Here is a 26,565-nt window from a genome sequence, read left to right on the forward strand (position 1 = left end):
TCATTTTTGCTTTGAATTATAGGGAATCAACATTGATTTCGTAGAGCGTTCCGGAGCCATTCAAGCCACCGCCCATAGGTCCGCCTTGTCCGTCTCGACCGTCTCGACCATCTTGACCATCTCGGCCTTGCGGCGTTTGTGTAGTCTCCGACTGGTACTCACTCTTCGGAACTTCGGTACTGTGCTCTTTGATCCATGCCGTTAATTCCGAACTGGTACCACCGCCGCCACCAAAACCGCCAGAAGAGATCAGGAAGTATTTAATTTCTTTGTTCTGAACCATTTCTTTCAGCTTATCTACCGTGAGAATGGGGTCGGAGCCTGAAAAGCCGCCCATCGCCATCACCGCTTTGCCGGTTTGTATAATATAAGAAGAAGCTTCTGTCGCTCTAGAGACAGCGAACAAATACTGCTCTCCTGTGTTGTTTTTGGTCACGTAATCTAACAATTGCGTATTCACTTCGCCTGGTCCCCCCATACGGGAACCGCCCATTCCTGAGCCTTGCTTCAAGCTCGGTCCAGCTTCAGGAAGCATGCTGTTTCCGCCATAAAGGAGCGGTGTCGCAGCCCAATACAGAGGCGCTTGAAGCAGGGCCAACAATCCGAGAATTGCTGCCGTATGAGCGAGCTTTTCTTTCTTAGCAGCGAGCACAAGGATCAGGGCTGCAGCCGCTCCGGCCACGCCTACACCGATTGCCCATCCAACGCCAATTTGACCATTATAAGGCGTGATAATATACAGTTCGAAAGCTGTCGTCACCGCGATTGCTGCGGGTAACAGCCACATTTTCCAAAAAGCTTTATCACGGTAAAGGTTCCAAACCTCGGTCCAACCAGCTCCCACTAAAGCCGAGATCGGCGCTGCCAACATAATCAAATAATACTGATGGAAAAAGCCTGCAACACTGAAGAACGCCGCTGCTGGGAGCAGCCATGCTAACCAGAAAAGAGTTTCAAACTGTTTGGCAGTCATCGGTTTTTTTCTGCGAATACCTATTAACAGCGCGAGAACGCCGAAAGCTGCGAAAGGAATGAGCCAGCTGATTTGACCGGAAAGTGCCGATTGGAACAATCGCAGAGGTCCTGCCGTTCCGGTATTGAATGCACCACCGCCAGCGCCTCTACCACCTGGAGCTCCGCCAGTTCCACCGCCATCCGGGAATCCTCCGGAAACGCCCTGACCGTCCTGCATCGCGCCGGAACCATCCGTTCTGCTGCCGTCTTGGGTTAAATTATCGCCACTTGCTGCATTCATTCCATCTTGGGTGCTGCCATCTCCTTGCGGCATTTGACCACCGTCCGGTCTAGCGCCACCTCCGCCCCCACCTGGCCCTTGATTACCCGTCAAACGGGATACACCGTTATAACCAAAGGCAAGCTCCAGCACAGAGTTCGTCTGACTGCTTCCCATATAGGGACGTTTGTCCGCCGGGATCGAATCTACGATGACTGCCCATGATAACGATAGGGCGATAAGTGCAGCCGAAGCGCCTGTAAGTACCTTCAGCTTGCTTTTCCAGTTCACTTTACTAGCAAATAAGTAGAACAAATAGAAAGCCGGAATGACCATGTAGGCTTGAAGCATTTTCATATTAAAAGCCACACCAATCATGCCAAAAGCCGCTACAATCCACCCCCACTTGCTGCCGCGAATACCGCGAAACAGCATCCATGTCGCTAGTACGAGCGTGAAAACCAGCATACTGTCCACATTATTCGTACGGCTAACCGCCGCGGCGATCGGGGTACAAGCAAAGGCAAGAGCGGCCAATCGGGCTGACATTTTGCCAAATGTAGGTTTAATAAGGAAGTACATCAAAAGCACCGAACCAACACCCGCCAACGCTTGAGGCAAAATTACACTCCAACCATGCACCCCGAATACATAAGCGCTTATCGTCTGAATCCAAAACGTAACCGGCGGCTTATCCACCGTCACATATCCGGCCGGATCGAAGGAAGCAAAGAAAAAGTTATGAAAGCTTTGCAGCATACTCGTTACAGCCGCGGTGTAATACCCATTCACTGTCTGGTCCTGCCAAATGTTAAACATGTTCAGAAAACCCGCTAATAATGCTATCGCTACGAGGATATAATCGATTTTTCTGCTTTTTGGTGTATCCAGCTGAATGCGCACTGAGCGTTTCTTGAAAGCATTCTGAGACATTGCTGAATAAGCCAGATCGCAGCGTTATAGGCTAGCGTCTAGCTTGATTTTTCAGTAATCTTTCAGCCAATTATCAATTGAATCTCAGTTAACGCTTCTATAATAGGTTCATAACTACAGGACACGAAAGAAAAGAGGAAACCTTATGGAGCGTATCACACAGTACTTGCATCAGTTTCATTTCCAAACCAGGGAGTCTAATATCGAGATGCTGCTCCACTGTGAAGAGAAAGATAGTACTCTCATTAAGAAGCTGGCCATGGATTGGTTTCGAAGTGTGGAAAAGCGTTTCAGCCCTAATCTCGCCGACAGTGAAATCAGCCTACTGAATACCTTAGCCGGTGAAAATTGTATGGTCTCTTCTACGATGTTAGAGGTGCTTTTTCTAGCTGAGGCTTATCAAGAAATAACGAATGGGAACTATATTCCTCTCCTGCAAAAAGGTGCGCCTATGGGCCTTGAGAAAGCTGCCACATTAGAGTGGGAAGTAGATCCGGCTATGAAATCAATTAAGCTTCCCACTCATACAAACATTGATTTAAGAGGGATCGAAAAAAGCTGGTCTATTAAACGGTTAGCTGAATATATGCAAAAGAACATGTCGCTTGATCAAGGCCTAATCTTAGCTGGAGGGGATATCACGGTATGGGGCCGCAGCTCTCAGAAACTTGCCCCTTGGGTCATCGGCATTCAAAACCCTTGGAACGCGAACGCCAAACTGGGCGCCATCGCCATACCGGAGGGCTCCCTTTCCACTTACAGTCCATTTGAGGATAAAACGTCGTCCACCCCCGGCAGCGATGTCGTCCAGTGCACCGTTGCTGGCCAAGATATGGTTGAGTGCCAAGTGTGGGCAAGAATACTCTGTACTCTCGGCATCGAAGAAGGGCTTGCAGTGCTTGCCAAGCACACCACCGTTTGCGAAGCTGTTGTGCTCTCTACGAACCAGGAGCTGCACTACTTTGGAAGAGAAGCATCTCTTAATAGAAGATGGCTGGACATGCACATTGACCATCATCACTATCAGGACGTGGCGTCTTGAGGTATTACGAGTAAACACACGTCCCTGCCATTATTTTTTTCGATTCCGCCCTTTGTCCACATTTAAATGCACTTTATCCACAGAACCCTTACAATTTATTCACAAAATAGTCTGTTTTATCAACATGTTATCCACAACCTGTGTGCATCTTTATTTTAATTTCTTGTTAAAACCCATATAAGCTCAGAATATCCGCTGCAGCAGATGCAGCGTAACGAACAACAAAGAGCTCGAACATTGATTATGACAACATAGAGCGTCATAATCGATGTTCGAGCATGTCCGTTCGCAATATCCGAAATCAACGCATCAATTGAAGAATACGTTTCATTAAACCTTTAAACACTCTGCTTCTACCGATTTTAGATATTCCTTTACAGCCATAACGGCATCTTCGATCGTATTTGCTTTAATATTAATTATTTCTTGTTCATATTTATTCATAGCATGTTCATAGCGTGGATCATAGTAGTGCTCTAACAGGAGGCTAACAGCATGCTCAAATTGTTCTTCCTTAAGAGCTATTTCGATACTTTTGGCGATCGGGGTGTGGATCCGATCCTTTATATGACTATAAGCTTGAAGCAATTCTTGCTTGTTTTCCCAAGGTCGGTAATCCTCAATAATATGACGAGCACGTTCATCAATGGGCATTTCAATAAATAGTTGTGTACCGGAATCCTTTTTGCTAACAATGAATTCTGGAATGACTGCTTTTCCAATTCGTTTGCTTTCTCCCTCTATCAGAATATAGGGTGAATCCTCCAATTTCAGAAGGTTAGTGACAAGAAGGGCTTCGAATGTTTTCTGATTGTTTGCTTGGAGCCCGACATGTCCGAAAATGGATCCCCGATGCCCAGCCATTGCTTCTAAGTCCAATACCGGGTATCCATCTTTCTGGAGGCGCCTTAGAATAGCTGTTTTTCCAGCTCCGGTATTACCAGAAATTACACATACCCGAGGTTTGAAATCCATCTTCTCAAGTGTATCGACTACCCATTTACGATAGGCACGAAAGCCTCCTGTTAAGCGGTAAGTCCGGATGCCCATTAATGATAGAACTGTCGCAGTCGTTTTACTACGCATTCCGCCGCGCCAACAGAAAACTGCCTTTTGCTCTTTTATCTGCTCAAAAGTCTTCACAAAAGCCGGCAATTTTGCCGACACGATTTCAAGCCCTCTATCCTTGGCGACCTGAACACTAACTTGCTTATAGTTAGTACCAATTTCTGCACGTTCGACATCATCAAATAATGGGATATTAAGGCTTCCTGGAATTGTAGAGTCCTGATACTCCGAGGGTGAACGAACGTCTATCATCACAATCTCTTTCTTGTCCCTAAGGGATAACAACTCTTCTATGGTGATATCTTGAAACAATGGGGTTTCGCTCCTTTAAATTACGACCATACTTCTAGGATGTTCTTCCGTCGTTTCGCCGATAAGACTGGCTTCGACCCCAGCAAGGTTCAGTTTACGCAAAAAAATATGTGTCATTCTCATTTTCTAGATATGTTATAATGATAACCTATTTAACTTGTCAAAATCTAATGTCTGGAGAATAAAATGACACATACCAGTAATTCACCACCTCACGTAGAACCAATCAACAAAAGGGTTGTACTATATGTTATCGTTTTTTTAATAATCGCTATTGTTGGCTTAACGTACGTGAAATGGTGGCCTTACTATCATAAAGCATTCGATGCTGCAACTAAACATTCTATAGGATCGTCCATAATTTCCGGTAAAAATCCTACAGCCCCCTCCCCTTCTTGGCAAGCTGCATGGGATTATGCGCTGACTTACTACAAATCAGTTTGGAAGGCAGCGGTATTAGGCATTATCCTTGGTTCATTGTTACAGGTACTTCTACCGTCTACTTGGCTTCTGAGGGTGCTTGGTAAAACTTCTTTCAGAAGTACTCTAATCGGAGGATTTTCCTCCATACCAGGTATGATGTGCACATGCTGTGCAGCGCCTCTTGCAGTAGGATTACGTAAAAAGAATGTATCCGTAGGCGCAAGCCTAGCTTTTTGGCTTGGAAACCCAACCATTAACCCGGCAACCTTGGTGTTTATGACCTTTGTTTTGTCTTGGAAGTTCACCTTAATCCGACTCGTATTTGGTTTAATATTAACCTTTGGTGTAAGCTATTACGCCAACCTATTTGCTGGAAAGACGAAACTTCCAGAGAATCTAACTGTTAAACCAGAGGAAATAACAGAAGAACAAGCTGGCTCATTCCTACAAAGATGGTTGAAAAGTATTTGGTCGATGATTCTTCATATTGTTCCAGCCTACATCATCGCTGTACTTTTATTAGGAGCAAGCAGAGCTTGGTTATTTCCTGCAGTCGGGGAAACTGCCGGAAATAGTATTCTTCTTATTATCGGTTTTGCTATTGCAGGTATGCTATTCGTAATCCCTACCGCGGCAGAGATACCGATTATCCAATCTTTAATGACCTTTGGCCTTGGGACAGGTCCCGCAGCTGCATTATTGCTTACACTGCCTTCCGTCAGTTTGCCTTCTCTGCTAATGATTTCGAAATCATTTCCTAAGAAAGTCATTCTGTTTGTTATCGTTTCAGTAGTAGCGCTTGGTATATTAAGCGGCATAGTCGGTGTTATTTTTCTTTAAGACGCCTTGCATGCTATGATGGTGTCAAAATATGCGATCTAGGGGCTTTATTGAATGACATATGATGTAATTGTAATTGGCGGCGGTTCCGCTGGGCTCATGGCCAGCATTGCCGCGAGTATGGATGGCGCGAAGGTGCTTTTGGTGGATAAAGGGGACAAACTGGGGCGAAAGCTCGGGATATCAGGCGGCGGCAGATGCAACGTAACGAACAACAAAGACATGGATGAATTAATCAAGCATATTCCGGGTAACGGGCGCTTCTTATACAGTGCTTTAACCCATTTTAGTAATAAGGACATCATTGATTTCTTTGAAAATCTCGGCATCCGCCTGAAGGAAGAGGACAACGGCCGCATGTTTCCCATCAGCGACAAGGCCAAAACCGTCGTAGACGCGTTGATCGGCCAAGTTCGCAGACAGGGTGTCGAGATCCGGACGAATAGTCCGGTCAAGCAGGTCTTGTATAAGGACGGCAGCGTCCAAGGCGTTCGTCTGCACTCCGGCGAAACGATGAACAGCAGAGCTGTCATCATTGCTTCCGGCGGATGCTCTGTGCCGCATACCGGCTCGACAGGAGACGGTTATGCTTGGGCCGAAGCTGGTGGGCACACCATCACGCAGCTCTTTCCGACCGAGGTTCCGTTAACCTCGAAGGAAGCTTTTATCCGCAGCCGTGAGCTGCAAGGACTTTCCTTGCGGGACGTGACACTCAGCGTGTGGAACGCCAAAGGGAAGTCAATTATTTCCCATCGCGGCGATATGCTGTTTACTCATTTTGGCTTGTCAGGGCCGATTGCGCTGCGCTGCAGTCAATTCGTAGTAAAAGAGCTCAACAAGTCAGAGCGCAAGGAAGTACTCTTAACCGTTGACCTCTTCCCGGATCAAAGCACAGACGAAGTTTACAATCAAAGCATGGCTCTTGTCAAAGCTGACGCCAAGAAAGCGATCAAAAACGTGCTTAAGACTCTTTTGTCCGATCGATTAATCCCCATAATGCTAGAGAAGTCTGGCTTAGATGACCAACTTACCTACGACAACATCCCAAAGCAAAAATGGCTCGAGCTCTGCAAACTGATGAAAGCCTTCCCTGTTATCGTCAAAGGAACACTCTCTATAGAGGAAGCCTTCGTTACAGGCGGCGGCGTTCAGCTTAAGGAAATCGATCCTAGCACGATGCAGTCGAAGCTGGTGAATGGGCTTTATTTCTGCGGTGAAATCCTCGATATTCACGGCTATACGGGCGGTTATAATATTACCGCGGCATTTTCTACTGGCTATATGGCTGGCAAAAATGCTGCTCAGCAGGCATAAAAAAGAAGGACCCGCATCCAATGATGCAGGTCCTTCTTCCTTTTGTTCATCGATTAAGCGGTAGCCAATTCGAGGTCGTCTTCTTCGTCTCGATCAAATGCTGCACGATCAAATTCTCCCTCAGACTCAGCCACAAGCAATGCCGTAACTGTTGTTCCTGTAGCATTAACCGCTGTTCGGCCCATGTCGATCAGTGCCTCAACCCCAAGCACAAGACCCATACCTTCCAAAGGCAAGCCTAATGCTGTAAGTACAACTGTTGTCGAAATCGCAGCTGGACCTGGAACGCCGGCCACACCAATGGAAGAAACAACACTAACCAAGATAAGAATAAGGTATTCAGGAACGCCAAGCGGAAGATTGTAAACCTTCGCTACGAAAATGGCCACAACCGCCGGCCAAACCCCGCCGCAGCCGTTGAAATTCATCGTTGCCCCTAGCGGTGCCACGAAGCTTGCAATACGCGGTGATACACGAAGGCGCTTCGTGATTACTTCCAAATTCACAGGCAGCGTTGCATAGCTGCTTCGTGTTGTGAATGCGACAGCAATTGTAGGATAAGCCTTTTTGAAGAATTTGATTGGGTTTACTTTTGCCACGAAAAGAACCAAACCACCGAAGATCAACACGAAGTGAATAATCAAAGCTACATAAGAAGTTAAGATAATTTTAGCCAGAGGAGCAAGTGTATCCAAACCATATTTGGCAGCCATCGCTGCGATTAACGCGTACACCCCATAAGGTGTCAGACGGATAACATATTTAACTACTTGGTGGATCACAGCTGTTGCTGATGTAATAAATGATTTAACTGCTGCTACACTTTCCGGCTTTTTCGAGCCGACATGTACAATCGCTACAGCAACAAAAATCGCGAAGATCAGAACCGGTACAACTTTCCCAGTCGCCATATCGTTAATTGGATTGGAAGGTACCAAGTCCAGAATAACCTGTGAAAACGTAGGGATTTCTCTTGCTTTAAAATCTTTCGGTACAGCCTGTGCAATTCCGTTACCCGGATCAATCACCAAGGCGACAACCAAACCGATCAACGCCGCGATTCCTGTTGTTAGCAAGAACCAACCAATCGTTTTCAAACCCAGTTTACGCAGCTGACCTAGACTGGATAACGATGAAATACTGTTTATGACTAGAATAAGTACTAATGGCATAACGAGCATTTTGATCAAATTTACATAGATCGTTCCGATCGTACTCACACTTTTAAATTGGAGCCCCAGTTGATTAAAAGCTACCCCTGCTACTAAACCAAGTCCTAAACCAATGAAAACACGGTTACCAAAACTAACTCTTTTTTTCGCCAATAAGACGAGGACCCCGATAATGATAATTGATACGACTAAGCTGACCCAGTTGGATTGAAATGCGGTCACTAAATTGTTATTCATTAGAATCATCTCCTTAATTCCCATGATGTTACTCGGTTTTATGGGATAAGAATATGACATTAGATGGAACATGTCAATGGTTAATTTTCAAAAAAGACGAAAAAACCGAACTATACCCCGGAAAAACTGAGATTTAATACGGCTTTTAGACGTTTAATTTATATTGTAAAATGAAATTCACATCGTATGCTGGTCATGCACAATTGCAACTAGATACCACTGAGTGCCTGAGTTTTCGTAAACAAGCCGCAGACTGGTCCAATCCATCCCCTGAAACTGCGGATCTAGACCGGGATAATGATACTCCACCGTAATCGCTGAAGTCGTCGGATATACACTAAACACATTATTAATCATATTCCCTTTGCCAAGAATAATGTTATAGCTGATTTGTGGTGCGGCTGCAAAATCTTCGTTATATACGAATTTATCCCAATAGTCGGGAAAAGTGAGATCAATGGGGTCACCTGAACCATCGTAGTCGCCCCAGTGTGTAGTGCTGGTATTTGCCCAAAGGGCTGCAAGCCCGCTGCCTAGAACCTGGATGTCACTCGACACATGAATATAGGAGTACGGTGAGAATTGTACACCTTTCTTCGGATGGATTAGCTCTGCGAGCTTTTTCAGATCCTGCTCCTTCAGCGCTTGTATCGTTTCTTTGGCTCGGCTTTCGATTGCTTTTTTCGCGTCGGCTTCTTTGGCGAACGAAGTTGGACTTGGTTTGATACTAGGCGTAGCAGTGGGGAGAGGCGCCTGTATAGTTGGAGCTGGCGTGAGTGCTGGTGTTGGGGAGATTGGCATCGATGGTGTTGGAGCTGGAGATGCTGTTGGTGGTACCATTGATGTCGGTTGTTGGCTGCTGCTGCTTGTGCTTGTGCCTGTGCCACCTTTTGTTTGCTCACCCACACATCCAGTCATCACACTCATTATTGCTGCCACCAAAACCATCTCCATCATGCGTCTCATCCGACTCACTCCTCCACAAATTTACTTCCTTATCTCACCAGACGCAGTAATGAGGGTAAAGGTTACGCATTCTGAGGTATCTACAATAAAAAGGCGTATGCCTAGAAAGAAGTGAACGAAGTAAAAGAAGTGAAAGAAGTAAATAAGCTAAAATAATCGGCTTACTCAGTCCTTGGGCGAGAGTGTTTGCAAGGTTGATGCAAAGCAAGTTAATTCCCTAGACGAAGATGTGTAACATTCGATTGCTTATCCGTGTAATGTTGTAGTTCGTAGACTGTCGATTCATTCTTCCAATCTTGTTCTAGATTGAGGTGTCTTAAATAAGGATCAATCGTCAACTATGCTGGGTTGAGGTTGCTGGATGAATGAATGATGTTGTAGAAAGTGCAACTGTATAAAATATAACATTGGTAGCCACTATAGCCCATTTGCCCTCACGAAAGCTGAATGACTCTAAAATCAAATTTTGGAAAAGCAATTCCAGCCATAAGTGGCTCTATATCCTATAAGAAGGCTAAATTGTTATACAGCATACAACATCCTTAGCTTGCCTTCCTATTCCGCATTTCTATTTTCTCCAAAAAAAGCACTAACCCAGTTCGGGTTAGTGCTTGGGAACGTCCACGGATGAGTGGACACGCGGGATTGTGAAGGTAGGTGAAGCTGGTCCGCCTATAAGGATGATTTTCATCCTTATGGCAGAGCGCTCGGCCGCGGGCGCGAGGTAGCGATGTTTTTCATCGCTATGGCTATGCTTTCGCGCGCCTCACGCCAGCTCGTCCCTCTCACTCTCCCGCCTCGCTACACAAGCCCGCCCACTCGCGCGGAATTCGCTCACTCTAGCGCAGCTTCCGCGCCGCTTCCCCCGCTCCATTTCACAACCGGATACCAGCGCTGAAATGGTTGTAATCGTCAGTGGACGGGTCAAAAGCCGCCTCTTCCTCGCTCGGCACTGCGTCGGTTACGGACGATGCGTTCGCCTCAGCGTAGCTCTCGGACCAATCCTCATTCACGGTATGGGCCGGAATGCGGATGGAACCCTCCAGATCGTATGCCATGCTGTATATCGCTGGCTCTGACTCAGCCTGCGGACGATCTACTAAGCGCCCGCCGTGCGACTGCGCAATTTCTAGCGCAGACGTTATCTCCTGTGCATCAAGATGGATGTGCACCGTGGACATCTCTCCACCCAGTAATTCCGGCTTGTAGCCGAGCTCGTCCAGCGTATCAAGCGCAAGAAGCGCATCCCGCTCCTTATCAAATTCAAAAAATATAGGAACAAAGCTCTTCATCGCATAGCATCCTTTCTTCCTCAACATGCAAAGTATGCCATTATCATCTGCATATTGTTCCCACATTATTCTACTCTGATGGCTTCTTGCACGAATGCCAGCAGCTCCGAATGATATTCTGGCACTGCAGCCACCAAATACACCGCCTGTGCCATCTCTTTCCCCCCTACTGAGCTTGTACTTACACCTGCATTTGCACTCGTACCCGAGCCCCCAAGCATAGCTACCGGATTACCCTCGAAATCCGTCACCTTCACGCCGGCCTCCTGTGCAAGCAGCAAGCCCGCATACAAATCCTCACCTTCGGAGTTGTACAGCACGACACCGTGCAGGTCGCCCCTCGCGAGCATCGCCCAGGTCAATGACGGTGCCCACATGCGCAGCACTCTTTTAACCGAATGCTCTAGATGATGCCTTAGCCCTAAGGCTCTATGATCGTTCTTGCCAACCCCATGGCCTTGAATCCATGAAATCGTGGACTTGACCAACGGACCTTTCGGCTTCGCCTCAAGCTTAATATCCTCCTGCCAAGCACCTTCGTCCTTAACAGCAACATAATTTAGACCCAAAGCCGAATCACGGATTACCCCTAGGACAATTTGTCCCTGATAGCTCAAAGAGATGCAAACCCCATAAAGCGGTATGCCCAAGGCAAAATTATTCGTTCCATCCAGTGGATCGACATGCCATACCCAATCGCTGGCAGCCCCTCCTTCACCTGCTTCTTCACTATATATACGATGACTCGGAAATACCGCCAGGATGTCCTCCACAATCAAACGATCCGCCTGCACATCCACTTCGGTGACCAAATCGCCTCGATCATCCTTATGCTGAATGGTCAGCTTACCTCCGAAACGCTCTCTTGCTAGTTCTCCTGCTTTCGTTGCCGCTTTAACAGCAACCTCACTTGCTAATGACCACTCGTTACGATTCATTCACTTAGGCTCCCTCAAGTAATCTAGTACTCCTTCACATATTTTACCATATCCTCCCTGCGAAAGTTGTCGCAAACGCAGACTGCTGCATTGACAAGCAGCCTCTACATAAGTGATAATATAGCAAAATCAGAAGCGATATAAGCAGTCGAAAGGGGCAATACGAGTATGGTTAAGCATCATCAACATAAGATTTTGGATTGTACGATTCGGGACGGCGGTTTGGTGAACGATTGGGATTTTAGCGTGGAATTTGTCCAAGACATGTATCGCGGCCTAAGTGCAGCCGGTGTAGAATATATGGAAATTGGTTATAAAAACTCGGAAAAGCTGCTTAAAGGCGGAGCATCCGGTCCTTGGAGATTCTTGAATGAATCCTTCCTTCGTGACGTTATTACTAAAAAGACTGATACGAAACTATCTGCTCTTGTAGATATCGGCCGTGTCGATGAGAATGACATTTTACCTCGTGAAGACAGCTTACTTGACCTGATCCGCGTTGCTTGTTACATCAAAGACGTTGATAAAGGCCTTGAGCTTGTTGAAAAATTCAATAACATGGGCTACGAAACGTCACTTAACATTATGGCGCTTTCCCACGTAATGGAAAATGAACTGGTCGAAGCTTTTGAAGAAATCAATAAAAGCCCTGTTGACGTTGTCTATATCGTAGACTCCTATGGCAGCATGGATCATAAAGACATTGACTACCTCGTAACGAAGTTCCAACGTCTGCTTCCTGAGAAAGAACTTGGCTTACATATGCACAACAACCTGCAGCTTGCTTTCGCAAACACAATTGCCGGTGCTTCCAAAGGCGTGACTTTCCTTGATTCCTCCGTTTATGGAATGGGCCGCGCAGCAGGGAACTGTACGACGGAACTACTTCTTAGCTATTTAAAAGGAGCACGTTACGACATTCGTCCCGTACTTGAAATTATCGAGAAACACATGATTACTATGCGTCAAAAATGGGATTGGGGCTACCTCATTCCTTACATGATCGTTGGAGCGCTTGATGAGCATCCGCGTACGGCTATGGCTCAACTTAGCTCAGATGAAAGAAATAACTTTGTAGATTTCTACGACCGTTTGACTTCCGTAGAGACAGCTCCAATTGTTCATAAAAACTAATAATCTCAATTGAAAAAGACCCCTTATTGACAGTTCTCGAAAGGCTTCGGCCTTCTGACTATCGATAAGGGGTTTCTCATATGCCCTAACCTTAAGATTATTTGATGATTTTGGCTGATACGACGTAGTCTTCTGCATACGCACGGTCAATAAGGAAGATGAAATCCTCTTCGTCTCGGCGATACGGGTTTTTTTTGCGGAACACTTCAATATACTCACTCTCAATTAACTCGGTACAATTCTCGTCTGCGTAGATCAATCCGTCTTCTAAACGTTTTAGCGCCTCAACCATAACCTCCCGCGATTTGAGCTCCCCTTGAATCTCCACATAGACTCTTGCGGTAGCATCGTGGTCTTGCAGTAAAATCGCTACTTTCTGGTTGGATTTGATGCGCACCTTCTTTTTCGGAGATATACTCATCTGTCCTACTCCTTCATTAGTCTTCTATGAGTTATTTTATGTCACAAAGGATGAACGCGGACTAGGCTAATGAACGCTAACGAGATATTCCCCCAAAGACTGGGCTTTTCACATATGTATGTAAATGTTCTGAAGAGAGAAAATAAAGAACGAATCGACACCGCTGACCATCAGAGAGCCGTTAGGAGTGAAATCTATCCGCCATGAGCCGCATATTGCTAATTGAGGACGAAGAACGCATCGCCAGGGTGCTTCAGCTGGAGCTGGAGCATGAAGGCTATGAGGTACATACAAGAGCAGATGGGCGCTCTGGACTGAATGCAGCCTTAAACGAGTCGGAGGACTGGGAGCTTATCTTGCTTGACGTCATGCTGCCAGAGTTGAGCGGTCTTGAGGTGCTTCGCCGCATACGGCAGGTAAACGCTGCCCTTCCCATTATCCTGCTGACGGCACGCGATGCTGTCCCAGACCGAGTCAGCGGACTTGACCAAGGCGCTAACGACTATGTAACGAAACCTTTTGCCACGATCGAGCTGCTCGCCCGCATTCGCAGTCTACTTCGCCAAAGAAGCTTGCAGGACCAGTCAGCAGAGCAGCCTCATTTGCTGAAAGTGGATGATCTGAGCATGGATTTAAAGAGTAGAGCCGTTACCCGAGAAGGTACACCGATCGAATTAACCCCTACGGAGTTTGATTTATTGCGCTTTCTTATTCAGCACCAGGACGAAGTGAAGTCGCGGGAGCAGATCATTTCTGAGGTTTGGGGATATGATTTCGTAGGAGATACGAACGTAGTTGACGTGTATATCCGATATTTGCGGCAAAAAGTGGACAAGCCCTTTTCCTCCAAGCTCATTCAGACGATACGCGGTATCGGCTATTTGTTGAAGGTTGAGCCTTCTTCAAGCAAAGAGACGGATGATTCATCTGGTGAATCTGTCCCCAAAGACGGGCAGACGCCCTCATGAGCCTTAAGCTGAAAATCACATTGTGGGTTTCTGCAGGGCTGATGTTGATCCTTTTTTTCAGCTTTACTTTTGTCTACTATATGTTCATTCGGGTTACGACCAAGGGCGAAGTGGAGCTGCTGAAAGAGAAAGCCCGCACCTTGATTCTGAAGGATTTACCTAGCCATCCTGAGTTTTGGCAGAATAATTCGCAGATGGAAGAGCTCCTCATTCCGCAAGAAATGGTGCGGTATATTGCTCCTGATTCGAAGGTTGTTTACCAAATATATTCCGACCCCAAGCTGCTCCGCTTTTCTGCCAATTATGTAGACAAAGAAACGGTCATCTTAGAAACAGCGCCCGAAGGAATTTTTATATTCGTGAAAACGCCTGTGTTCAAAGAAGGGCATCAGGTTGCTATTTTAGAAATTGGACGCAACCTGAGGAGGTTGGGCGAATACTCCCGCATGCTCATCTCTATTCTTTTATTAACTTCCACAGGTGCGCTGATACTAGCTCTCCTTGGGGGTTATTTCTACACGAATGTGCTCTTTCGTCCGCTTCAGCAATTAGTTACCATTATGCAAAACATTGAGAAAAGCGGCTCATTTAGGCACATCCCCATGCCCGAAAAGCTCACGAATGATGAGTTAACGATGCTTGGCGCAACATTTAATAGAATGATTGATAGGCTGCAGGAAATGTTTCAAAAGCAGGAGCAATTCCTTGCGGATGCCTCACACGAGCTGCGTACGCCGCTCACGATCATTGAGAGCTACGCTAGCTTACTGCGAAGATGGGCTTTCCGGGATGATAAGCTGCGTGAAGAAGCACTCGAAGCCATCATCTCCGAATCAGCCCAGCTGAAGATTCTCACACAAAATCTGCTTTCCCTTACAGATACGGAGCGAGAAGACTGTGAACAAAAGAGCACCTTCGACCTCCTTCCAATTGCCAGGCAAACCGCAGCCTCGCTTAGAGTCACCTCTGGCAGAGAGATTGAGGTGCAGATTGAGCAAGACCTAAAAGAGCTTCATATGAACGGAGATCCTTATAAGATCAGGCAGCTTCTCATTATTTTGCTAGATAACGCGCTCAAATACAGCCAGCAAATGGTCGTGTTGAAAATCGGCGTCACAGAGAACAAGCAGGTTACCATCGAAGTCATTGATCAAGGCATTGGCATCGCAGAAAGTGACTTACCGCACCTTTTTGACCGCTTCTATCGGACGGATAAAGCAAGGAATCGCAAGCAAGGCGGAGTGGGTCTGGGACTAGCTATTGCGGAGCATATCGTTCAGAAGCATGAAGGGACCATTCAGCTCAAAAGCTGCTTAGGTCAAGGAACTAGCGCATTGATTACGCTGCCAAAAACGTGTCAATAAAAACATTATAATGGGATTCTCATCATATTCTCAGAATCCGCCTTAACACCTTTCATACCAATGGTCACAGGGTTGCAAGGTAAATGTTAGGTGGAATTTCATCTGGTATACTTGGGCTTAAGTGGACGAACACCCCACAAGTTAGCTCAGTAGAAGAGTCATGCAAATCAAGCTTTCTAATGAAAGCTCAGCATAGGCTTACAAAACTCTAAGGAGGCAAACCAGATGAAAAACCAACAACAAACGTGGTACAAGAAACTAGTCGTAGCGGCATTGACCGTTTCCATAGGACTTTCAGCAGGTATGGTGAGTGTGCCTCATCAAGCAGGAGCAGCAGAGGCTATTGATGCGTCAATCACAGCAACTTCTCGTGCCAGTCAAGTGATTTCGATCGGTAAAAACTATTTGGGAAGACCTTATCAATTCGGTGCAAAAGCGGGTCAAACGCGAACATTTGACTGCTCTTCCTTCACACAATACGTGTTCAAACGGGTTGGTGTAAACCTGCCGCGAACCTCTAAACAGCAATCCCATGTCGGAAGCTATGTATCCAGAAGCAACCTTCGCGCAGGCGATCTCGTGTTCTTCTCTATTCCGGGCAAACCCGGTGTCATTAACCATGTAGCCATTTATATGGGTAACGGCAACCTGCTTCAAACATACGGTGCAGGCGGAGTCCGTATTACTAACATTCACAGCGGAACTTGGTCGTCTCGTTACATGACTGCTCGCCGGGTCCTATAGTCCAACAAGGATAACCCTCAGCCATAATGGCTTGAGGGTTTTTGTTTTTCACCTTGGAGTCTGCAAGTCAAAGTGTATTCCGCCCTCCTGACTCGCTAATAACGGATGTACGCCTCAACATAGTTCTCCCTTAAACCTCGCTTGCGCACCTTGATCTGCAGCAGACGTTGTTTGTAGCTCACTCTAGCCGTCCTTGGTTGCACAAGGGTCGGAAGCTTGATGATTCGGTTCTTACCGCTTAGAAAGCCAGTCAGCTTGATTTGATTGGATTTTACAAACACCTGCAACGCTCTTGGATCTTCATCTTTGGCAATCTTCACCTTAATAATTACGTGCTCATGTGTCTCAAAGATTTCTGAGCCCGCATATCCAGAAAGATTGGCATCCAAACCCGGCATCGCTTTTTTCAGCATGTCCTGTACATATCCCTCGGCCCACGTCATATTATCTAGAAAGGTCTGCCCTTTTTCACCGAAAGGCAGCTTTTGCCCAAGGAACTTCTCAACATGCTCCCACTTTAGCCAAGGATGACGATTAAACCCGCTCAAGCCTATCACCTCATTTTCACTAGCAGTATATGTGCCTACTCCCTGATGTGACACCCAAATGAAAAACAGGGCACCTCTAGGCGAATACCCTCATATACTATAGTTGTGATAAGCGCAAGGGGGATCGACTATGCCGTCTATCGTAGGGAATGTCAAAATCATTAGCGTGGGGTCGGGCTCCGTCGTCCACTTCGGCGATTCCTTTATCATCGCACCTAACAGCTCCTCCAAAACTTTTGCCGGGGCAGGCTCATTTAATACCGGGGATTTCCCTCGCATCTATAATGCCTATAGCACCACCGTAACCAACGATTCCGACCTTATCGAGAACAATGCCAGTGGAGTAATCATTTAATTCCATTCATTTATTAACCTGAGCGAGGTGTTCATCCAAAATGAACTTGACCATCCATCAGACCATTATGATTCAGCATTTAAAAGTGGACTCAGTGGCTAACTCCTCCGTTCTGCAAATTGGCACCGCCGGATCTATCCGATCATTGTCCAATCTTTACAATACAGGCGGATTCGTTGAATCCGCTCCAGAGCTTGGATCAAGCGCAATTAACCCAGTCTCTTTGGTTCCTTTACCAGCGCCAACTTGATATAGACATTGTTCCTAGAAGTCACGAGGTTACAACGGATTGAAGCCGGAAGGAGGTGCCTTTCCTAGATGCATAATTGTATTACTTGGCAGCAATGGGCCCAGCAGGTCTCCGCCTATATTGAAATGCAGAAACAGCGAATCGATAAGCTCGAACAAACCGTAACCAAACTGCAAACGGACCTCAACGCCTTGAAAGATCAGAAGCGCGTCCACATCGATAAAATTGAATATAATTTCGATCAACTCAAAGTCGAAAAGCTAGACGGAACATTAACAATCGGTATCAGTCCCAGCTCGCTTGACAATATCGATGACCTCTCTGTAAATGGTGCCCCGATGGGCAAATATGCTGGAGCTGATGCGAATGCATTTTTTCAGGGGCAAGGGCAGGGGCAAGGGATAAGTTCATGGCAAGGAATAGGGCAGAGACCACAAGGACAAGGGACGGGGGATCAAGGGCAAGATCAGGGGAAAGGAAGTACCTCTGGTTTTGGCATTCAGCAGGAGATCTCCAGCGGGATAGAACAATATTTGCAGTATGGTGTTCATGCCGATATGCAAAATTTGGAGAACAAATATCAGTATCCACTGGACGAGGATTACAAAGCCCTCATTATCGATGATATCCGTAAACAGTTAGACACACGTATTCAGCATTATGTCAATCAGTACCGCGGCGTTGGTTTCAAAGAACCGATGGAGGCCGTTACAACCAGCATCTTTGAGAAAACAAAACAAGACATAATCAGTGCAATTGAGAGTTACATATCCAGTTTACCAAGGAAGGAAGGCTAAAATATGCTGAACTTACATGTAGAAAACAAGCAACTTTTCGTAGGTGATGTGCGAATCATCGGGGTAGCCAGTTCTTCAATATTTCTCATTGGCGATACAGAAGTCATTTCATTGTCCTCCATGTTCGACACGCCCCCCGAATCGATCATCATTTCTCCATTCGTACCACTTCCAGCGGAGGAATGACCCATGGTTCGCCTATCCATCGTCGGCAATGTCTATATGAACGACTTAGGCTCGGGCAGTGTCATGCATGTTGGCGATAACATCAACACAGCCCTAAAAACAAGAGTCTTCGCTGTCCAGCGCGAAGTTCCCTTCTATTATGGGAATGAGGGAAGCTTCAAGGCTTATCCCTTTTATCAAAGACCCTTTCCCATCCCCCAGCCACCAGAACCCTTCACAATGTGTGTGGATAACTTAGGCTCATTTATTCGTGTACAGAACATCCGTATTCTAGGCGTTTCCTCATCCGCTCTGCTGCAGATCGGCTGTAATCGTATCACCAGTGCTGAAACCCATGTCAAAAATATCCGCCAATTTGTCACAGATAAACCCGGCCCCAAAGAAAAGACAACCTTCGTCAAACTGGGCAAAGAAGAAGGCATCGGTTTCTTCGAAGCAACTCCCAAACGATAACTTAGGAGACTGTCGATTCATTCAACCAAACTTGTTCTACATTGAGGTGTCTTAGATCGGAATCCATCGTTGCCGGATGAATGAAATCCAAATTCTAGGTTGCTCGGTTGAATGATGTTGTAGAAAGTGCAACAATTGCTGCCTAGATCCCTCCTCTTTCCCATCAATGTTGCATTATGTACAACAATTGGGCCCTATTCAGGCGATTTTGCCACAAATGGGTTCAAAATGTTGTACGAACTGCAACTTCAAGTTGCAAAATAGCCTTTAGGTGTCGGATTGTTGTAGAAATTACAACATTGGTAACCACTGCTATCTGCTTCTTTTCTGGTCCTGACGGTTCAGCTACGGATAAGCAAAACAAAGAACCGCACCCCACTCGGCAAGCCGGAGTAGGGTGCGGTTCTCTGCTAGAGCCAGCTCACTTCGTGAGCAGCGGCTGGGCGCGGCTGAGCAGCGCCGCCATCTCCCCGCGCGTCAGTGACGCGCGCGGGCGGAACGTGCCGTCCGCGAAGCCGTCGACAAGGCCATTGCTGCTCATCGCAGCAATGGCCCCTGCCGACCAGCTACCTGCCGGCACGTCGGTGAAGCCCTTCGCAGCGGCTCCCCCGCCAGCCTGCGAAGTCAACTGCAAAGCGCGGGACAGCAGCACACTCATCTGCTCCCGCGTCATGATCTGATCCGGCGCGAAGCGATCGCTGCTGATCCCTTGGATCAGCCCGCTCTGCTTCGCGAGCCGGATATCCTGCCACGCCCAGTGGGTGGCAGGGACATCACTGAACGAGGCGCTGAGCACTGATGACGCCTCGCCTTTCAAGCCCAGCACGCGCACGATAATCGTCGCGGCTTCCGCTCTCGTGAGCGCCGCGTCCGGCGCGAACCGGTCAGAGGCTATGCCGAGCATCCAGCCTCGGTTCGCAGCGGTAAGCACGTCAGCTAGCGCCCAATGCTTCTGCATGTCGGCGAAGTAAAACCCATCGGACCATAGGCTGTAATAGTCCCATGTATCAGTCGTCTCCTGATTCAAGCTCCAGCTTCCAGTCCCCTTCAAGTTATACTTGCCTACCAATTTCAGCTTTTCTTTGAGCGACTGTTCGTTCTCGAACCACACTGTGTAGTCGCCGGGGCCTAGCTTATTGCCATATACGCTAGACGCTGCATCGGTTGGACTTATCGTGAAAGTAGCCACAGGTGATTGGCTAGCAGCATCATACCGCACAGTCCCTTTATAAGTATCAATTAGCTTCATTAGCGTCTGAGCGGATACACCTGAGCCATTAGCGGCAGCATTTTGATTCCAGTACCGCCCGTAGAACGGAACACCAAGAACTATTTTATCGGCTGGTGCTTGCGCTACTGCGTATCGAATGGATTTCTCCACAAAGGGTAAACTTGCCACAGGTCCCGGGGTCGGATCTCCAGGATAGCTTTCATCATAAGCCATGATCATCAAGTAATCACTCACCGCGGCTAACGCCTTGTAATCATACAAAGCAATCCAGCTATTCGTCGCCCCTGTAGGATTGGCTGCTACAGCGACTGATACTTCCATCCCGCTCGGGAGTTTATCGCGCAGCATTTTGACCATATCCGTATATTTATCCCGGAAAGCGGCATCTACATTCTCGATATCCATATTGATGCCGTCCAACTTATGGTCTTCGATTGCCTCAACAATTTGATTTACAAGCGCTTCTCGATTATCAATGGCTTTCTCACCAAGTGTCCTATCGAAATCATTACTAAAAAAAGGGACAACCCTCTTCCCTCGCTGGTGCATGTCAGTAATGAACGAGTCCTGTAGAGAATCAGATAGTTGCAAACTACCATCTACATTGATATGAAAGTAGCTAGGCGAGACGACATCGAGTGTTTGACCGCTTTTATCCACTTGCGAGGTATAGGAATTTGAATTGCCAAAGAAGAGATAAGACATCGTAAATTTCCCTTGAGACGAGCTAGCTTCAGCCTTAACACTAGGTTCTGAACTTGTTGCTATTGTCAAAAGCCCCGCCGCGGCTACTATAATCACGAATTTGCTCCATCGATTTTTGGTTTTATTCATCGGCACCCCCCCATTTCTAGCATCTAGCTACTTCCTCTATTCTGCTAGAAAGAAATTGAATGTGCCACGGTAAATATTGGGCATACCAAAAAACCGTTACTTTAGAGCATTCAGCTCCGAGTAACGGTTTCTAATAAAACTGGTAGTGGTTACGGCCTTTGCCCTTCACTTTATATAGGGCAATATCTACTTCTTTCATCATACTAGTCGCATCGGTTTCTTCCGAGCGATACATTGTTATCCCCATACTGACTGTTGCGCGAAACTGCTGCCCCTGGATGTCCCATGGCTGTTCAAAACACTGAATGATGCGCTGGGCGACACTTTCCACATGTTCCTTACAATCCACCGCGGGTAATAAAATGGTGAACTCGTCGCCTCCCATGCGGGCGAACATATCAACCTCACGGAGACATCCTTTGATGCGGTGTGTGAAATCCTGCAAGAATGCATCTCCTACATCATGACCCATCGTATCATTAATCACTTTGAAATCATCTATGTCTAAGTATAAAAGTCCAAACGGTCTCTTCGTTCGATTAGCTTGCAAAAGCATTTGCTGCAGATGCTCCTTAAACATTCGCCGATTAGGCAAACCTGTCAGAGGATCATGAAAAGCCATGGCGATAAGACGGCTCTCTTGATTTTTGCGCAGCGTGATATCTGTAAGAACGAAAGAAATCTCGGCTAGAACACCCTCATCATTTCGAATTGGAATCGCTGTACACTCGAACCAGATGATATTCTTACTAACACCTCTCGCTCGAAATTCTAGCTTACTGCTGCTGCAAGTTTGCAAGGTTTTGATAAACATTTTATGTAAATCCATACCATATTCAGAATCGATAAAATCCACCATTTGCTGAAAGTCACTAGGTATAAATCCTATTACCTCACTAAAACTCTTCGAGGCGTAGGTCAATTTTCCATAAACATCAAAAATGCTAAACAGATCCCATGCCTGCTCGATGAATTGGCGTACGAATCTATCCTTCTGTAACGATGAATGTTTGGCAATATCCGAATCAGCCTTATGACTCATTACTTCGCAGCCCCTCTCGTGCTTTCTACATAGAGACTTAGGTAGATTAGCATGGGAACATAAAGATTCAATTAAGTTCATCCAAACTTTTCGTCAATCGAAGTCGAAATATGACTATTTTCATACACTTTTCACATTTATCGGGATATAGAGGCAGATCAAAGTACCTACTTCGGAGTAAGAACCGTACCAAATCTCTTTATCTGTCAATAAAAGGATAGAAATGTCTAGGAGAATCGTTCTATAATGAAGGTAACATGTTAGAGCGGGAACACCGTTCTTTCTACCACAGCTGTTCCGTTACTGAGGAGGATTTCTAGTATGGCAGGAGAAACTATTTTAGTCGTTGATGACGAGCAAGAAATTGTCCAATTGATTCAACTCTACCTAGCGCGGGAAGGCTATAAAGTCATCAGCGCCAATAACGGTCACGATGTATTTGAGATCGTGAAGGAACACAAGCCCGATCTTATTATTCTGGACATTCTATTGCCAGGACTTGATGGTATAGAAGTTTGCCGACAGCTTCGCAAAACGAGCAATACGCCGATCCTGTTCATCTCCTGTAAGAGCGAGGATATCGATATTATTCTCGGATTAAGCATGGGCGGCGATGATTATATGACGAAGCCTTTCAGCCCTAGTCAGCTCGTCGCTAGAGTCAAAGCTCATTTACGTCGAAATTCCATTCGAGAGCAGCATCAGGATGATCCTCAGTTGGTGAAATTCCCTGGCCTCGAAATCGATCTGGTCAGCCACATCGTTCGCGTGAATGGACAGACCATCTCGTTATCGGCCAAAGAATTCGATTTACTTTCCTTAATGGCTAAAACCCCTAATCGGGTGTACAAAATCGAGCACCTGTTTGAACTTATATGGAGCCTGGACAGCATGGGCGATCCACGAACACTCATTGTACATATTAGTAACCTGCGTAAGAAAATTGAATCTAACCCAGCAGAGCCTCGCTACATTATTACGGTTCGTGGTGTCGGATACAAATTTAACGGTTCGGCCGTTTAGAACAGTCGGCTAAACCATACGGTGAAATAATGCTGCAGAGGAACCGCTGCTGCCCCTATGACAAGTGCTGGAAGCATGTTGGCTACATTCATTTTTTTAATTTGGAGAATGTTGAGGCCTACGCCGATAACCAGGACGCCACCCACAGCTGTAATTTGGACGATCATAGCATCTAGGGACGCCTGGCTAAATGCCATCGCAATAAACGTCGCTGCCAGAGCGATGACCCCTTGCATCACGAACACGGACACAGCCGAGAAGATCACACCTATCCCAAGGGTAGATGCGAAGATAATGGATAAGAATCCGTCCAGCAATGATTTGGTATATAAAATATCATGATTATGCCTAAGGCCGCCATCGAGCGGACCCAGAATCGCCATAGCTCCAATGCAATAAACCAAGGTGCATGTCACGAAGCCTTCCGAGATACTGCTTGTAGGATGTGCAGAAGAATCTTTGCGCAGCAGCGCCTGCAACCAGTCACCTAGCTGCCCAAGTCTGTACTCGATTCGCAGCAACTCTCCAATGATACCTCCAATAACTACACTCATAATGACCAGTACGATTTGATTCGACTTTAATGCCATAGTAATGCCCAGCACAGTAATGGCGAGCCCAAGGCCCTGCATAACTGTGCTTTTTATGCCTTCCGAGATGCGGGGCAGCATCATTCCTAATAATCCCCCAATAATAATGGCGATTGCATTCACAATCGTCCCCCATAAAGCCATGCTGATTCATTCCCTTTCTGCCTTCTAGTCTGTGACAACCTTCTCATTCTACATGATTCTACTCATAATTTCCTCCATCGTTGGAAATGGTATGAATAAGCAACAGGAAAGGAGGAATACAGCATGTCTAATGACAAATCGATGGATCCCATGACTGGCGACACGGTTGAGACGGACGGTATTTATGCCAATGAAGCAGGACGAGAGGTTACGCTCAAGCGCGGCGACGAGTTTCCCGCCGATCTTACTTTGGGTCGAACGACTTGGGAATTGAAGGGCTTCGCCGATGAAGCCGTAATTGATCATGACCAGTCTGAGCTTAACCCTATGCGCAAGCGCGTGGACGCGAGAACCTAATCATAGAACCGGGCTGTGATTCATGCAGCTCGGTTTTTGCCTGCGTATGATATACTAAGGGGATGATATCCAAGCGTTGGGGGAACAAGCATGAACGGAAAACGAATTATCATTGTAACTGGAGGGACACTCGGGGATTGGGCCCTTGGAGACATTCATGAAGATGACGTTCTCGTAGGGTCGGACCGTGGTGCCCTTTATCTGATTCAACATGGCTATACGCCGCATATTTCACTCGGTGATTTCGATTCTGTCACTCCCGAAGAGTTGAGCCGTATTCGCTCTTCCAGTCTCACTTTCATCGATTGCGATCCGGTCTTCAAGGATTTAACCGATACCGAAATGGCCTTTAACTGGGCACTGGCTCAGCAGCCAGATCATATCGTCCTGCTTGGCGCGCTCGGCACACGCTTTGATCACTCGTTAGCCAATGTACATCTGCTTCGCAAAGGCACAGAGCAAGGCGTCTCTTGTTCCATCGTCGATGCCAACAATCAAATCATTGTCATTAACCAATCCGCTCGTATATTACGGGGGAGTTATACACATATATCCTTGCTGCCGCTTAGCTTGGAAGTAACCGGCATCACGCTGCACGGTTTCCAATATCCGCTTCAACAAGCGACTCTTCAGATTGGACAGTCCCTTGGAATTAGTAATGTACTTAAGGACTCGGAAGGGCTCATCGAACTCCAAACAGGCTTATTACTTGTTATTCAAAGTAAAGATTAAGCAAAAAATTTTAAAATTAGACAATCTCATGTGAATCCTATAGTGGATAACTCTGTTACAATAAACTGTATGCCATAAATTAATTAAGATATTGAGGTCGTTCAAGCATGCAGCATGTACAAGAGAATCCGGTAAAGAACCTTCACCATAAGAGTGTGCAATCCGTCATAACCCAATTTGCAGCATTACATGTACTTACGAACCGAGAAGCCGAAATTATAGGTCTTATCGCGCTCCATGGCTACAGTAACAAAGAAATAGCTGATCATTGCAACATTAGCGAAAAAACAGTTAAAGTCCATATTGATAAAATTATGGATAAAGTCGGGACTCGATCGATGCGCAAGCTTCTAGCTGCCATCATCAGCAACGCGGTTTAACACACGCGCCAAAAACTGCTATTCGAACTGGAGACAGTTTGGATAGCCGTTTTTTTATATTAGGGAATCTATCTAACCGGCTAAACTAGGTATATTTCTCCCAACCTTTGCTTACAAATAGAGTAATAGATTATTCCTCTAGAAATGGTTGGTGTGCCTATGAACTACCAAAGAAAGAGAATCCTTATTTATTCGGTACTAGCCGGTCTATTTACTATACTTCTCCTACTCGTATCCATTGGCCTTAGCTCCTCGGGATACCGGTTATGGGGATCTTCAGCAGCTCCAGCGTTGGTCGATTATCAGGTCGATGCTCAAATCGACGAATCTCCATCCCAAGCTCCGGTCGAGGTCTATACCTTTGTCGAGGACAAGCCCGTTCCAAGCTTAGAAATAACGCCAGATCTTCCTCTCATAGAGGAACCCAAATTGCCTGCGGCCTCCACTGTTACATTGGATACTTACGTTCCCGTTCCCGCTCCTGTTCTCGCTGCCACTCCCTCGGCTGCTTCCGAAATTAAGGGGACTATCCAATCTACAACAAAACCAGCACCTATGCCGTCCAAAATCAGCATCCCCGTCCTCAACTACCACAGTGTCACGATTGACCCAGGGAATGTTGTCGTTATTTCCCCAGCCAAGCTCGAAGAGCAGCTGGCGTATCTTCACAACCATGGTTTCACCCCAGTCTCTCTCACTACTTTTATTAGCCTTATCGAAGGAAAAGGCGTCGAGGCGGCTCCAGAGAAACCAGTGCTGCTAACTTTTGATGACGGATACATCGATAATTATGAGCAAGCGATGCCTCTACTTACCAAATATTCCTTCCCAGCTACCCTCTTTATTTCACCAGGTACGAGCGATCAGGAAGGTTACCTGAACTGGGAACAGATCAAGAAGATGCAAGAAGCCGGCTGGGACATTCAACCTCATGGGATGACACACCCTCATCTCCCTCAGCTTTCCGCGGATCAACAAGCCTACGAAATCTTGGAAGCCAGAAAGCAAATCGAGGAAAAGCTCGGAACCAAAGCTGATGTGTATTGCTACCCTTATGGCGAATATAACAAAACGACGTTGAAGCTTCTTAAGGATCATGGATTTCGTTATGCTTTTACGATTGAACAAGGCTATGCGACAAACCAGCAGTCCCCTTATCTGCTCAAAAGACTTTTTATCAACGGAGAAGAAAGCCTGAAATCATTTATTCGCAAGCTTTCTACACACGATTAGGTAGCATT

The 26,565-nt window shown here is 46.4% G+C and carries 28 protein-coding genes; 17 read left to right on the forward strand and 11 right to left on the reverse strand.

Annotated features, from left to right (window positions below; all coding sequences use genetic code 11):
• Positions 1-16 precede the first annotated feature (16 nt).
• Positions 17-2,053 (reverse strand): glycosyltransferase family 39 protein, encoded by a 2,037-nt coding sequence (locus tag QFZ77_RS02345; protein ID WP_307435607.1) that lies wholly within the window; start codon positions 2,051-2,053, stop codon positions 17-19.
• A 259-nt stretch (positions 2,054-2,312) separates the two neighbouring features.
• Here QFZ77_RS02345 and QFZ77_RS02350 point away from each other — a divergent pair, with 259 nt between their 5' ends.
• Positions 2,313-3,209 carry an FAD:protein FMN transferase gene (locus QFZ77_RS02350; RefSeq protein ID WP_307435609.1) on the forward strand — a complete coding sequence of 299 codons (897 nt, stop codon included), beginning with the start codon at positions 2,313-2,315 and terminating at the stop codon, positions 3,207-3,209.
• Positions 3,210-3,539: 330 nt separating this feature from the next.
• On the opposite strand, the gene mnmH is transcribed toward QFZ77_RS02350, so the two are convergent.
• Positions 3,540-4,589 carry a tRNA 2-selenouridine(34) synthase MnmH gene (gene mnmH / locus QFZ77_RS02355; RefSeq protein ID WP_307435612.1) on the reverse strand — a complete coding sequence of 350 codons (1,050 nt, stop codon included), beginning with the start codon at positions 4,587-4,589 and terminating at the stop codon, positions 3,540-3,542.
• Between the two features lie 186 nt (positions 4,590-4,775).
• Between mnmH and QFZ77_RS02360 the strand changes: the two genes are divergently transcribed.
• Together QFZ77_RS02360 and QFZ77_RS02365 are read left to right on the forward strand one after the other, a co-directional pair.
• Complete coding sequence (locus tag QFZ77_RS02360) at positions 4,776-5,852, forward strand: permease (protein ID WP_307435614.1); 1,077 nt, start codon at positions 4,776-4,778, stop codon at positions 5,850-5,852.
• A gap of 54 nt (positions 5,853-5,906) precedes the next feature.
• Positions 5,907-7,166 (forward strand): BaiN/RdsA family NAD(P)/FAD-dependent oxidoreductase, encoded by a 1,260-nt coding sequence (locus QFZ77_RS02365; protein ID WP_307435616.1) that lies wholly within the window; start codon positions 5,907-5,909, stop codon positions 7,164-7,166.
• 53 nt (positions 7,167-7,219) lie between these two features.
• Here QFZ77_RS02365 and QFZ77_RS02370 read toward each other — a convergent pair whose 3' ends face one another.
• The 4 genes from QFZ77_RS02370 to QFZ77_RS02385 all read right to left on the reverse strand — a co-directional run bounded on the left by QFZ77_RS02370 (position 7,220) and on the right by QFZ77_RS02385 (position 11,771).
• Positions 7,220-8,575 carry a dicarboxylate/amino acid:cation symporter gene (locus tag QFZ77_RS02370; protein WP_307435619.1) on the reverse strand — a complete coding sequence of 452 codons (1,356 nt, stop codon included), beginning with the start codon at positions 8,573-8,575 and terminating at the stop codon, positions 7,220-7,222.
• Between the two features lie 177 nt (positions 8,576-8,752).
• Positions 8,753-9,541 carry a hypothetical protein gene (locus QFZ77_RS02375; RefSeq protein WP_307435622.1) on the reverse strand — a complete coding sequence of 263 codons (789 nt, stop codon included), beginning with the start codon at positions 9,539-9,541 and terminating at the stop codon, positions 8,753-8,755.
• Positions 9,542-10,416: 875 nt separating this feature from the next.
• Positions 10,417-10,899, reverse strand: coding sequence for a hypothetical protein (locus tag QFZ77_RS02380; protein WP_307435625.1), 483 nt, complete (start codon positions 10,897-10,899; stop codon positions 10,417-10,419).
• Complete coding sequence (locus QFZ77_RS02385; RefSeq protein WP_307435628.1) at positions 10,899-11,771, reverse strand: inositol monophosphatase family protein; 873 nt, start codon at positions 11,769-11,771, stop codon at positions 10,899-10,901. The genes QFZ77_RS02380 and QFZ77_RS02385 overlap by 1 nt, the downstream gene beginning before the upstream one ends.
• Positions 11,772-11,939: 168 nt before the next feature.
• On the opposite strand from QFZ77_RS02385, the gene QFZ77_RS02390 reads away from it, so the two are divergent.
• A complete protein-coding gene (locus tag QFZ77_RS02390; RefSeq protein WP_307435631.1) occupies positions 11,940-12,905 on the forward strand; it encodes an aldolase catalytic domain-containing protein in 966 nt (321 codons plus the stop codon).
• 97 nt (positions 12,906-13,002) lie between these two features.
• Here QFZ77_RS02390 and QFZ77_RS02395 read toward each other — a convergent pair whose 3' ends face one another.
• Positions 13,003-13,326 (reverse strand): hypothetical protein, encoded by a 324-nt coding sequence (locus QFZ77_RS02395; RefSeq protein ID WP_307435633.1) that lies wholly within the window; start codon positions 13,324-13,326, stop codon positions 13,003-13,005.
• Positions 13,327-13,529: 203 nt separating this feature from the next.
• Here QFZ77_RS02395 and QFZ77_RS02400 point away from each other — a divergent pair, with 203 nt between their 5' ends.
• The 3 genes from QFZ77_RS02400 to QFZ77_RS02410 all read left to right on the forward strand — a co-directional run bounded on the left by QFZ77_RS02400 (position 13,530) and on the right by QFZ77_RS02410 (position 16,402).
• Entirely contained in the window at positions 13,530-14,294 is a 765-nt protein-coding gene (locus QFZ77_RS02400) for a response regulator transcription factor (protein WP_307435636.1), read from the forward strand.
• On the forward strand, positions 14,291-15,658 hold the full coding sequence (locus QFZ77_RS02405) for a sensor histidine kinase (RefSeq protein WP_307435639.1): 1,368 nt from the start codon (positions 14,291-14,293) through the stop codon (positions 15,656-15,658). Before QFZ77_RS02400 ends, QFZ77_RS02405 begins: the two co-directional genes overlap by 4 nt.
• A gap of 225 nt (positions 15,659-15,883) precedes the next feature.
• Positions 15,884-16,402, forward strand: coding sequence for a C40 family peptidase (locus QFZ77_RS02410; RefSeq protein ID WP_307435642.1), 519 nt, complete (start codon positions 15,884-15,886; stop codon positions 16,400-16,402).
• 95 nt (positions 16,403-16,497) lie between these two features.
• On the opposite strand, the gene QFZ77_RS02415 is transcribed toward QFZ77_RS02410, so the two are convergent.
• Complete coding sequence (locus QFZ77_RS02415) at positions 16,498-16,950, reverse strand: Hsp20/alpha crystallin family protein (RefSeq protein ID WP_307435645.1); 453 nt, start codon at positions 16,948-16,950, stop codon at positions 16,498-16,500.
• Between the two features lie 130 nt (positions 16,951-17,080).
• On the opposite strand from QFZ77_RS02415, the gene QFZ77_RS02420 reads away from it, so the two are divergent.
• From QFZ77_RS02420 to QFZ77_RS02440, 5 genes are all read left to right on the forward strand, one after another.
• Complete coding sequence (locus tag QFZ77_RS02420) at positions 17,081-17,305, forward strand: spore germination protein (RefSeq protein WP_307435649.1); 225 nt, start codon at positions 17,081-17,083, stop codon at positions 17,303-17,305.
• A 40-nt stretch (positions 17,306-17,345) separates the two neighbouring features.
• On the forward strand, positions 17,346-17,555 hold the full coding sequence (locus QFZ77_RS02425; RefSeq protein WP_307435652.1) for a spore germination protein GerPB: 210 nt from the start codon (positions 17,346-17,348) through the stop codon (positions 17,553-17,555).
• A 68-nt stretch (positions 17,556-17,623) separates the two neighbouring features.
• Entirely contained in the window at positions 17,624-18,352 is a 729-nt protein-coding gene (gerPC, locus tag QFZ77_RS02430) for a spore germination protein GerPC (RefSeq protein ID WP_307435656.1), read from the forward strand.
• Between the two features lie 3 nt (positions 18,353-18,355).
• Complete coding sequence (locus QFZ77_RS02435) at positions 18,356-18,538, forward strand: spore gernimation protein GerPD (RefSeq protein WP_373462555.1); 183 nt, start codon at positions 18,356-18,358, stop codon at positions 18,536-18,538.
• A 3-nt stretch (positions 18,539-18,541) separates the two neighbouring features.
• Positions 18,542-18,991, forward strand: coding sequence for a spore germination protein GerPE (locus tag QFZ77_RS02440; protein WP_307435658.1), 450 nt, complete (start codon positions 18,542-18,544; stop codon positions 18,989-18,991).
• 421 nt (positions 18,992-19,412) lie between these two features.
• Here QFZ77_RS02440 and QFZ77_RS02445 read toward each other — a convergent pair whose 3' ends face one another.
• The gene (locus QFZ77_RS02445) at positions 19,413-21,056 is read right to left on the reverse strand and encodes an S-layer homology domain-containing protein (RefSeq protein ID WP_307435661.1); all 1,644 of its coding nucleotides are present in this window, start codon (positions 21,054-21,056) and stop codon (positions 19,413-19,415) included.
• Between the two features lie 130 nt (positions 21,057-21,186).
• Positions 21,187-22,098 carry a sensor domain-containing diguanylate cyclase gene (locus tag QFZ77_RS02450; RefSeq protein ID WP_307435664.1) on the reverse strand — a complete coding sequence of 304 codons (912 nt, stop codon included), beginning with the start codon at positions 22,096-22,098 and terminating at the stop codon, positions 21,187-21,189.
• Positions 22,099-22,419: 321 nt separating this feature from the next.
• Here QFZ77_RS02450 and QFZ77_RS02455 point away from each other — a divergent pair, with 321 nt between their 5' ends.
• Positions 22,420-23,121: a response regulator transcription factor gene (locus tag QFZ77_RS02455; RefSeq protein WP_056833708.1), complete on the forward strand. Its 702-nt coding sequence runs from the start codon at positions 22,420-22,422 to the stop codon at positions 23,119-23,121.
• Here QFZ77_RS02455 and QFZ77_RS02460 read toward each other — a convergent pair.
• Positions 23,118-23,855, reverse strand: a complete 738-nt coding sequence (locus QFZ77_RS02460) for a DUF554 domain-containing protein (protein ID WP_307435671.1) — start codon at positions 23,853-23,855, stop codon at positions 23,118-23,120. The two genes, QFZ77_RS02455 and QFZ77_RS02460, sit on opposite strands and share 4 nt — an antisense overlap.
• A gap of 123 nt (positions 23,856-23,978) precedes the next feature.
• Between QFZ77_RS02460 and QFZ77_RS02465 the strand changes: the two genes are divergently transcribed.
• The 4 genes from QFZ77_RS02465 to QFZ77_RS02480 all read left to right on the forward strand — a co-directional run bounded on the left by QFZ77_RS02465 (position 23,979) and on the right by QFZ77_RS02480 (position 26,557).
• Positions 23,979-24,212 carry a hypothetical protein gene (locus QFZ77_RS02465; RefSeq protein ID WP_307435674.1) on the forward strand — a complete coding sequence of 78 codons (234 nt, stop codon included), beginning with the start codon at positions 23,979-23,981 and terminating at the stop codon, positions 24,210-24,212.
• A 90-nt stretch (positions 24,213-24,302) separates the two neighbouring features.
• Positions 24,303-24,944, forward strand: coding sequence for a thiamine diphosphokinase (locus QFZ77_RS02470; protein ID WP_307435677.1), 642 nt, complete (start codon positions 24,303-24,305; stop codon positions 24,942-24,944).
• A 107-nt stretch (positions 24,945-25,051) separates the two neighbouring features.
• Positions 25,052-25,324: a helix-turn-helix domain-containing protein gene (locus QFZ77_RS02475; RefSeq protein WP_307435679.1), complete on the forward strand. Its 273-nt coding sequence runs from the start codon at positions 25,052-25,054 to the stop codon at positions 25,322-25,324.
• A gap of 159 nt (positions 25,325-25,483) precedes the next feature.
• Positions 25,484-26,557: a polysaccharide deacetylase family protein gene (locus tag QFZ77_RS02480; RefSeq protein WP_307435682.1), complete on the forward strand. Its 1,074-nt coding sequence runs from the start codon at positions 25,484-25,486 to the stop codon at positions 26,555-26,557.
• Positions 26,558-26,565 lie beyond the last annotated feature (8 nt).

It is taken from the genome of Paenibacillus sp. V4I3 (assembly GCF_030817215.1).
GTDB lineage: Bacteria > Bacillota > Bacilli > Paenibacillales > NBRC-103111 > Paenibacillus_E.

Excerpts from the sequence above, each read along its gene's own strand:
- QFZ77_RS02460 (WP_307435671.1), bottom strand. The coding sequence starts at position 23,855 with ATGGCTTTATGGGGGACGATTGTGAATGCAATCGCCATTATTATTGGG.
- QFZ77_RS02450 (WP_307435664.1), bottom strand. The coding sequence starts at position 22,098 with ATGAGTCATAAGGCTGATTCGGATATTGCCAAACATTCATCGTTACAG.
- QFZ77_RS02395 (WP_307435633.1), bottom strand. The coding sequence starts at position 13,326 with ATGAGTATATCTCCGAAAAAGAAGGTGCGCATCAAATCCAACCAGAAA.
- QFZ77_RS02350 (WP_307435609.1), top strand. The coding sequence starts at position 2,313 with ATGGAGCGTATCACACAGTACTTGCATCAGTTTCATTTCCAAACCAGG.
- QFZ77_RS02480 (WP_307435682.1), top strand. The coding sequence starts at position 25,484 with ATGAACTACCAAAGAAAGAGAATCCTTATTTATTCGGTACTAGCCGGT.
- QFZ77_RS02345 (WP_307435607.1), bottom strand. The coding sequence starts at position 2,053 with ATGTTTAACATTTGGCAGGACCAGACAGTGAATGGGTATTACACCGCG.
- QFZ77_RS02445 (WP_307435661.1), bottom strand. The coding sequence starts at position 21,056 with ATGAATAAAACCAAAAATCGATGGAGCAAATTCGTGATTATAGTAGCC.
- QFZ77_RS02425 (WP_307435652.1), top strand. The coding sequence starts at position 17,346 with ATGAACTTGACCATCCATCAGACCATTATGATTCAGCATTTAAAAGTG.
- QFZ77_RS02475 (WP_307435679.1), top strand. The coding sequence starts at position 25,052 with ATGCAGCATGTACAAGAGAATCCGGTAAAGAACCTTCACCATAAGAGT.
- QFZ77_RS02385 (WP_307435628.1), bottom strand. The coding sequence starts at position 11,771 with ATGAATCGTAACGAGTGGTCATTAGCAAGTGAGGTTGCTGTTAAAGCG.
- QFZ77_RS02375 (WP_307435622.1), bottom strand. The coding sequence starts at position 9,541 with ATGAGACGCATGATGGAGATGGTTTTGGTGGCAGCAATAATGAGTGTG.
- QFZ77_RS02365 (WP_307435616.1), top strand. The coding sequence starts at position 5,907 with ATGACATATGATGTAATTGTAATTGGCGGCGGTTCCGCTGGGCTCATG.
- QFZ77_RS02360 (WP_307435614.1), top strand. The coding sequence starts at position 4,776 with ATGACACATACCAGTAATTCACCACCTCACGTAGAACCAATCAACAAA.
- QFZ77_RS02410 (WP_307435642.1), top strand. The coding sequence starts at position 15,884 with ATGAAAAACCAACAACAAACGTGGTACAAGAAACTAGTCGTAGCGGCA.
- QFZ77_RS02435 (WP_373462555.1), top strand. The coding sequence starts at position 18,356 with ATGCTGAACTTACATGTAGAAAACAAGCAACTTTTCGTAGGTGATGTG.
- QFZ77_RS02400 (WP_307435636.1), top strand. The coding sequence starts at position 13,530 with ATGAGCCGCATATTGCTAATTGAGGACGAAGAACGCATCGCCAGGGTG.
- gerPC (WP_307435656.1), top strand. The coding sequence starts at position 17,624 with ATGCATAATTGTATTACTTGGCAGCAATGGGCCCAGCAGGTCTCCGCC.
- QFZ77_RS02465 (WP_307435674.1), top strand. The coding sequence starts at position 23,979 with ATGTCTAATGACAAATCGATGGATCCCATGACTGGCGACACGGTTGAG.
- QFZ77_RS02420 (WP_307435649.1), top strand. The coding sequence starts at position 17,081 with ATGCCGTCTATCGTAGGGAATGTCAAAATCATTAGCGTGGGGTCGGGC.
- QFZ77_RS02470 (WP_307435677.1), top strand. The coding sequence starts at position 24,303 with ATGAACGGAAAACGAATTATCATTGTAACTGGAGGGACACTCGGGGAT.
- QFZ77_RS02440 (WP_307435658.1), top strand. The coding sequence starts at position 18,542 with ATGGTTCGCCTATCCATCGTCGGCAATGTCTATATGAACGACTTAGGC.
- QFZ77_RS02405 (WP_307435639.1), top strand. The coding sequence starts at position 14,291 with ATGAGCCTTAAGCTGAAAATCACATTGTGGGTTTCTGCAGGGCTGATG.
- QFZ77_RS02390 (WP_307435631.1), top strand. The coding sequence starts at position 11,940 with ATGGTTAAGCATCATCAACATAAGATTTTGGATTGTACGATTCGGGAC.
- QFZ77_RS02455 (WP_056833708.1), top strand. The coding sequence starts at position 22,420 with ATGGCAGGAGAAACTATTTTAGTCGTTGATGACGAGCAAGAAATTGTC.
- QFZ77_RS02370 (WP_307435619.1), bottom strand. The coding sequence starts at position 8,575 with ATGAATAACAATTTAGTGACCGCATTTCAATCCAACTGGGTCAGCTTA.
- QFZ77_RS02380 (WP_307435625.1), bottom strand. The coding sequence starts at position 10,899 with ATGTGGGAACAATATGCAGATGATAATGGCATACTTTGCATGTTGAGG.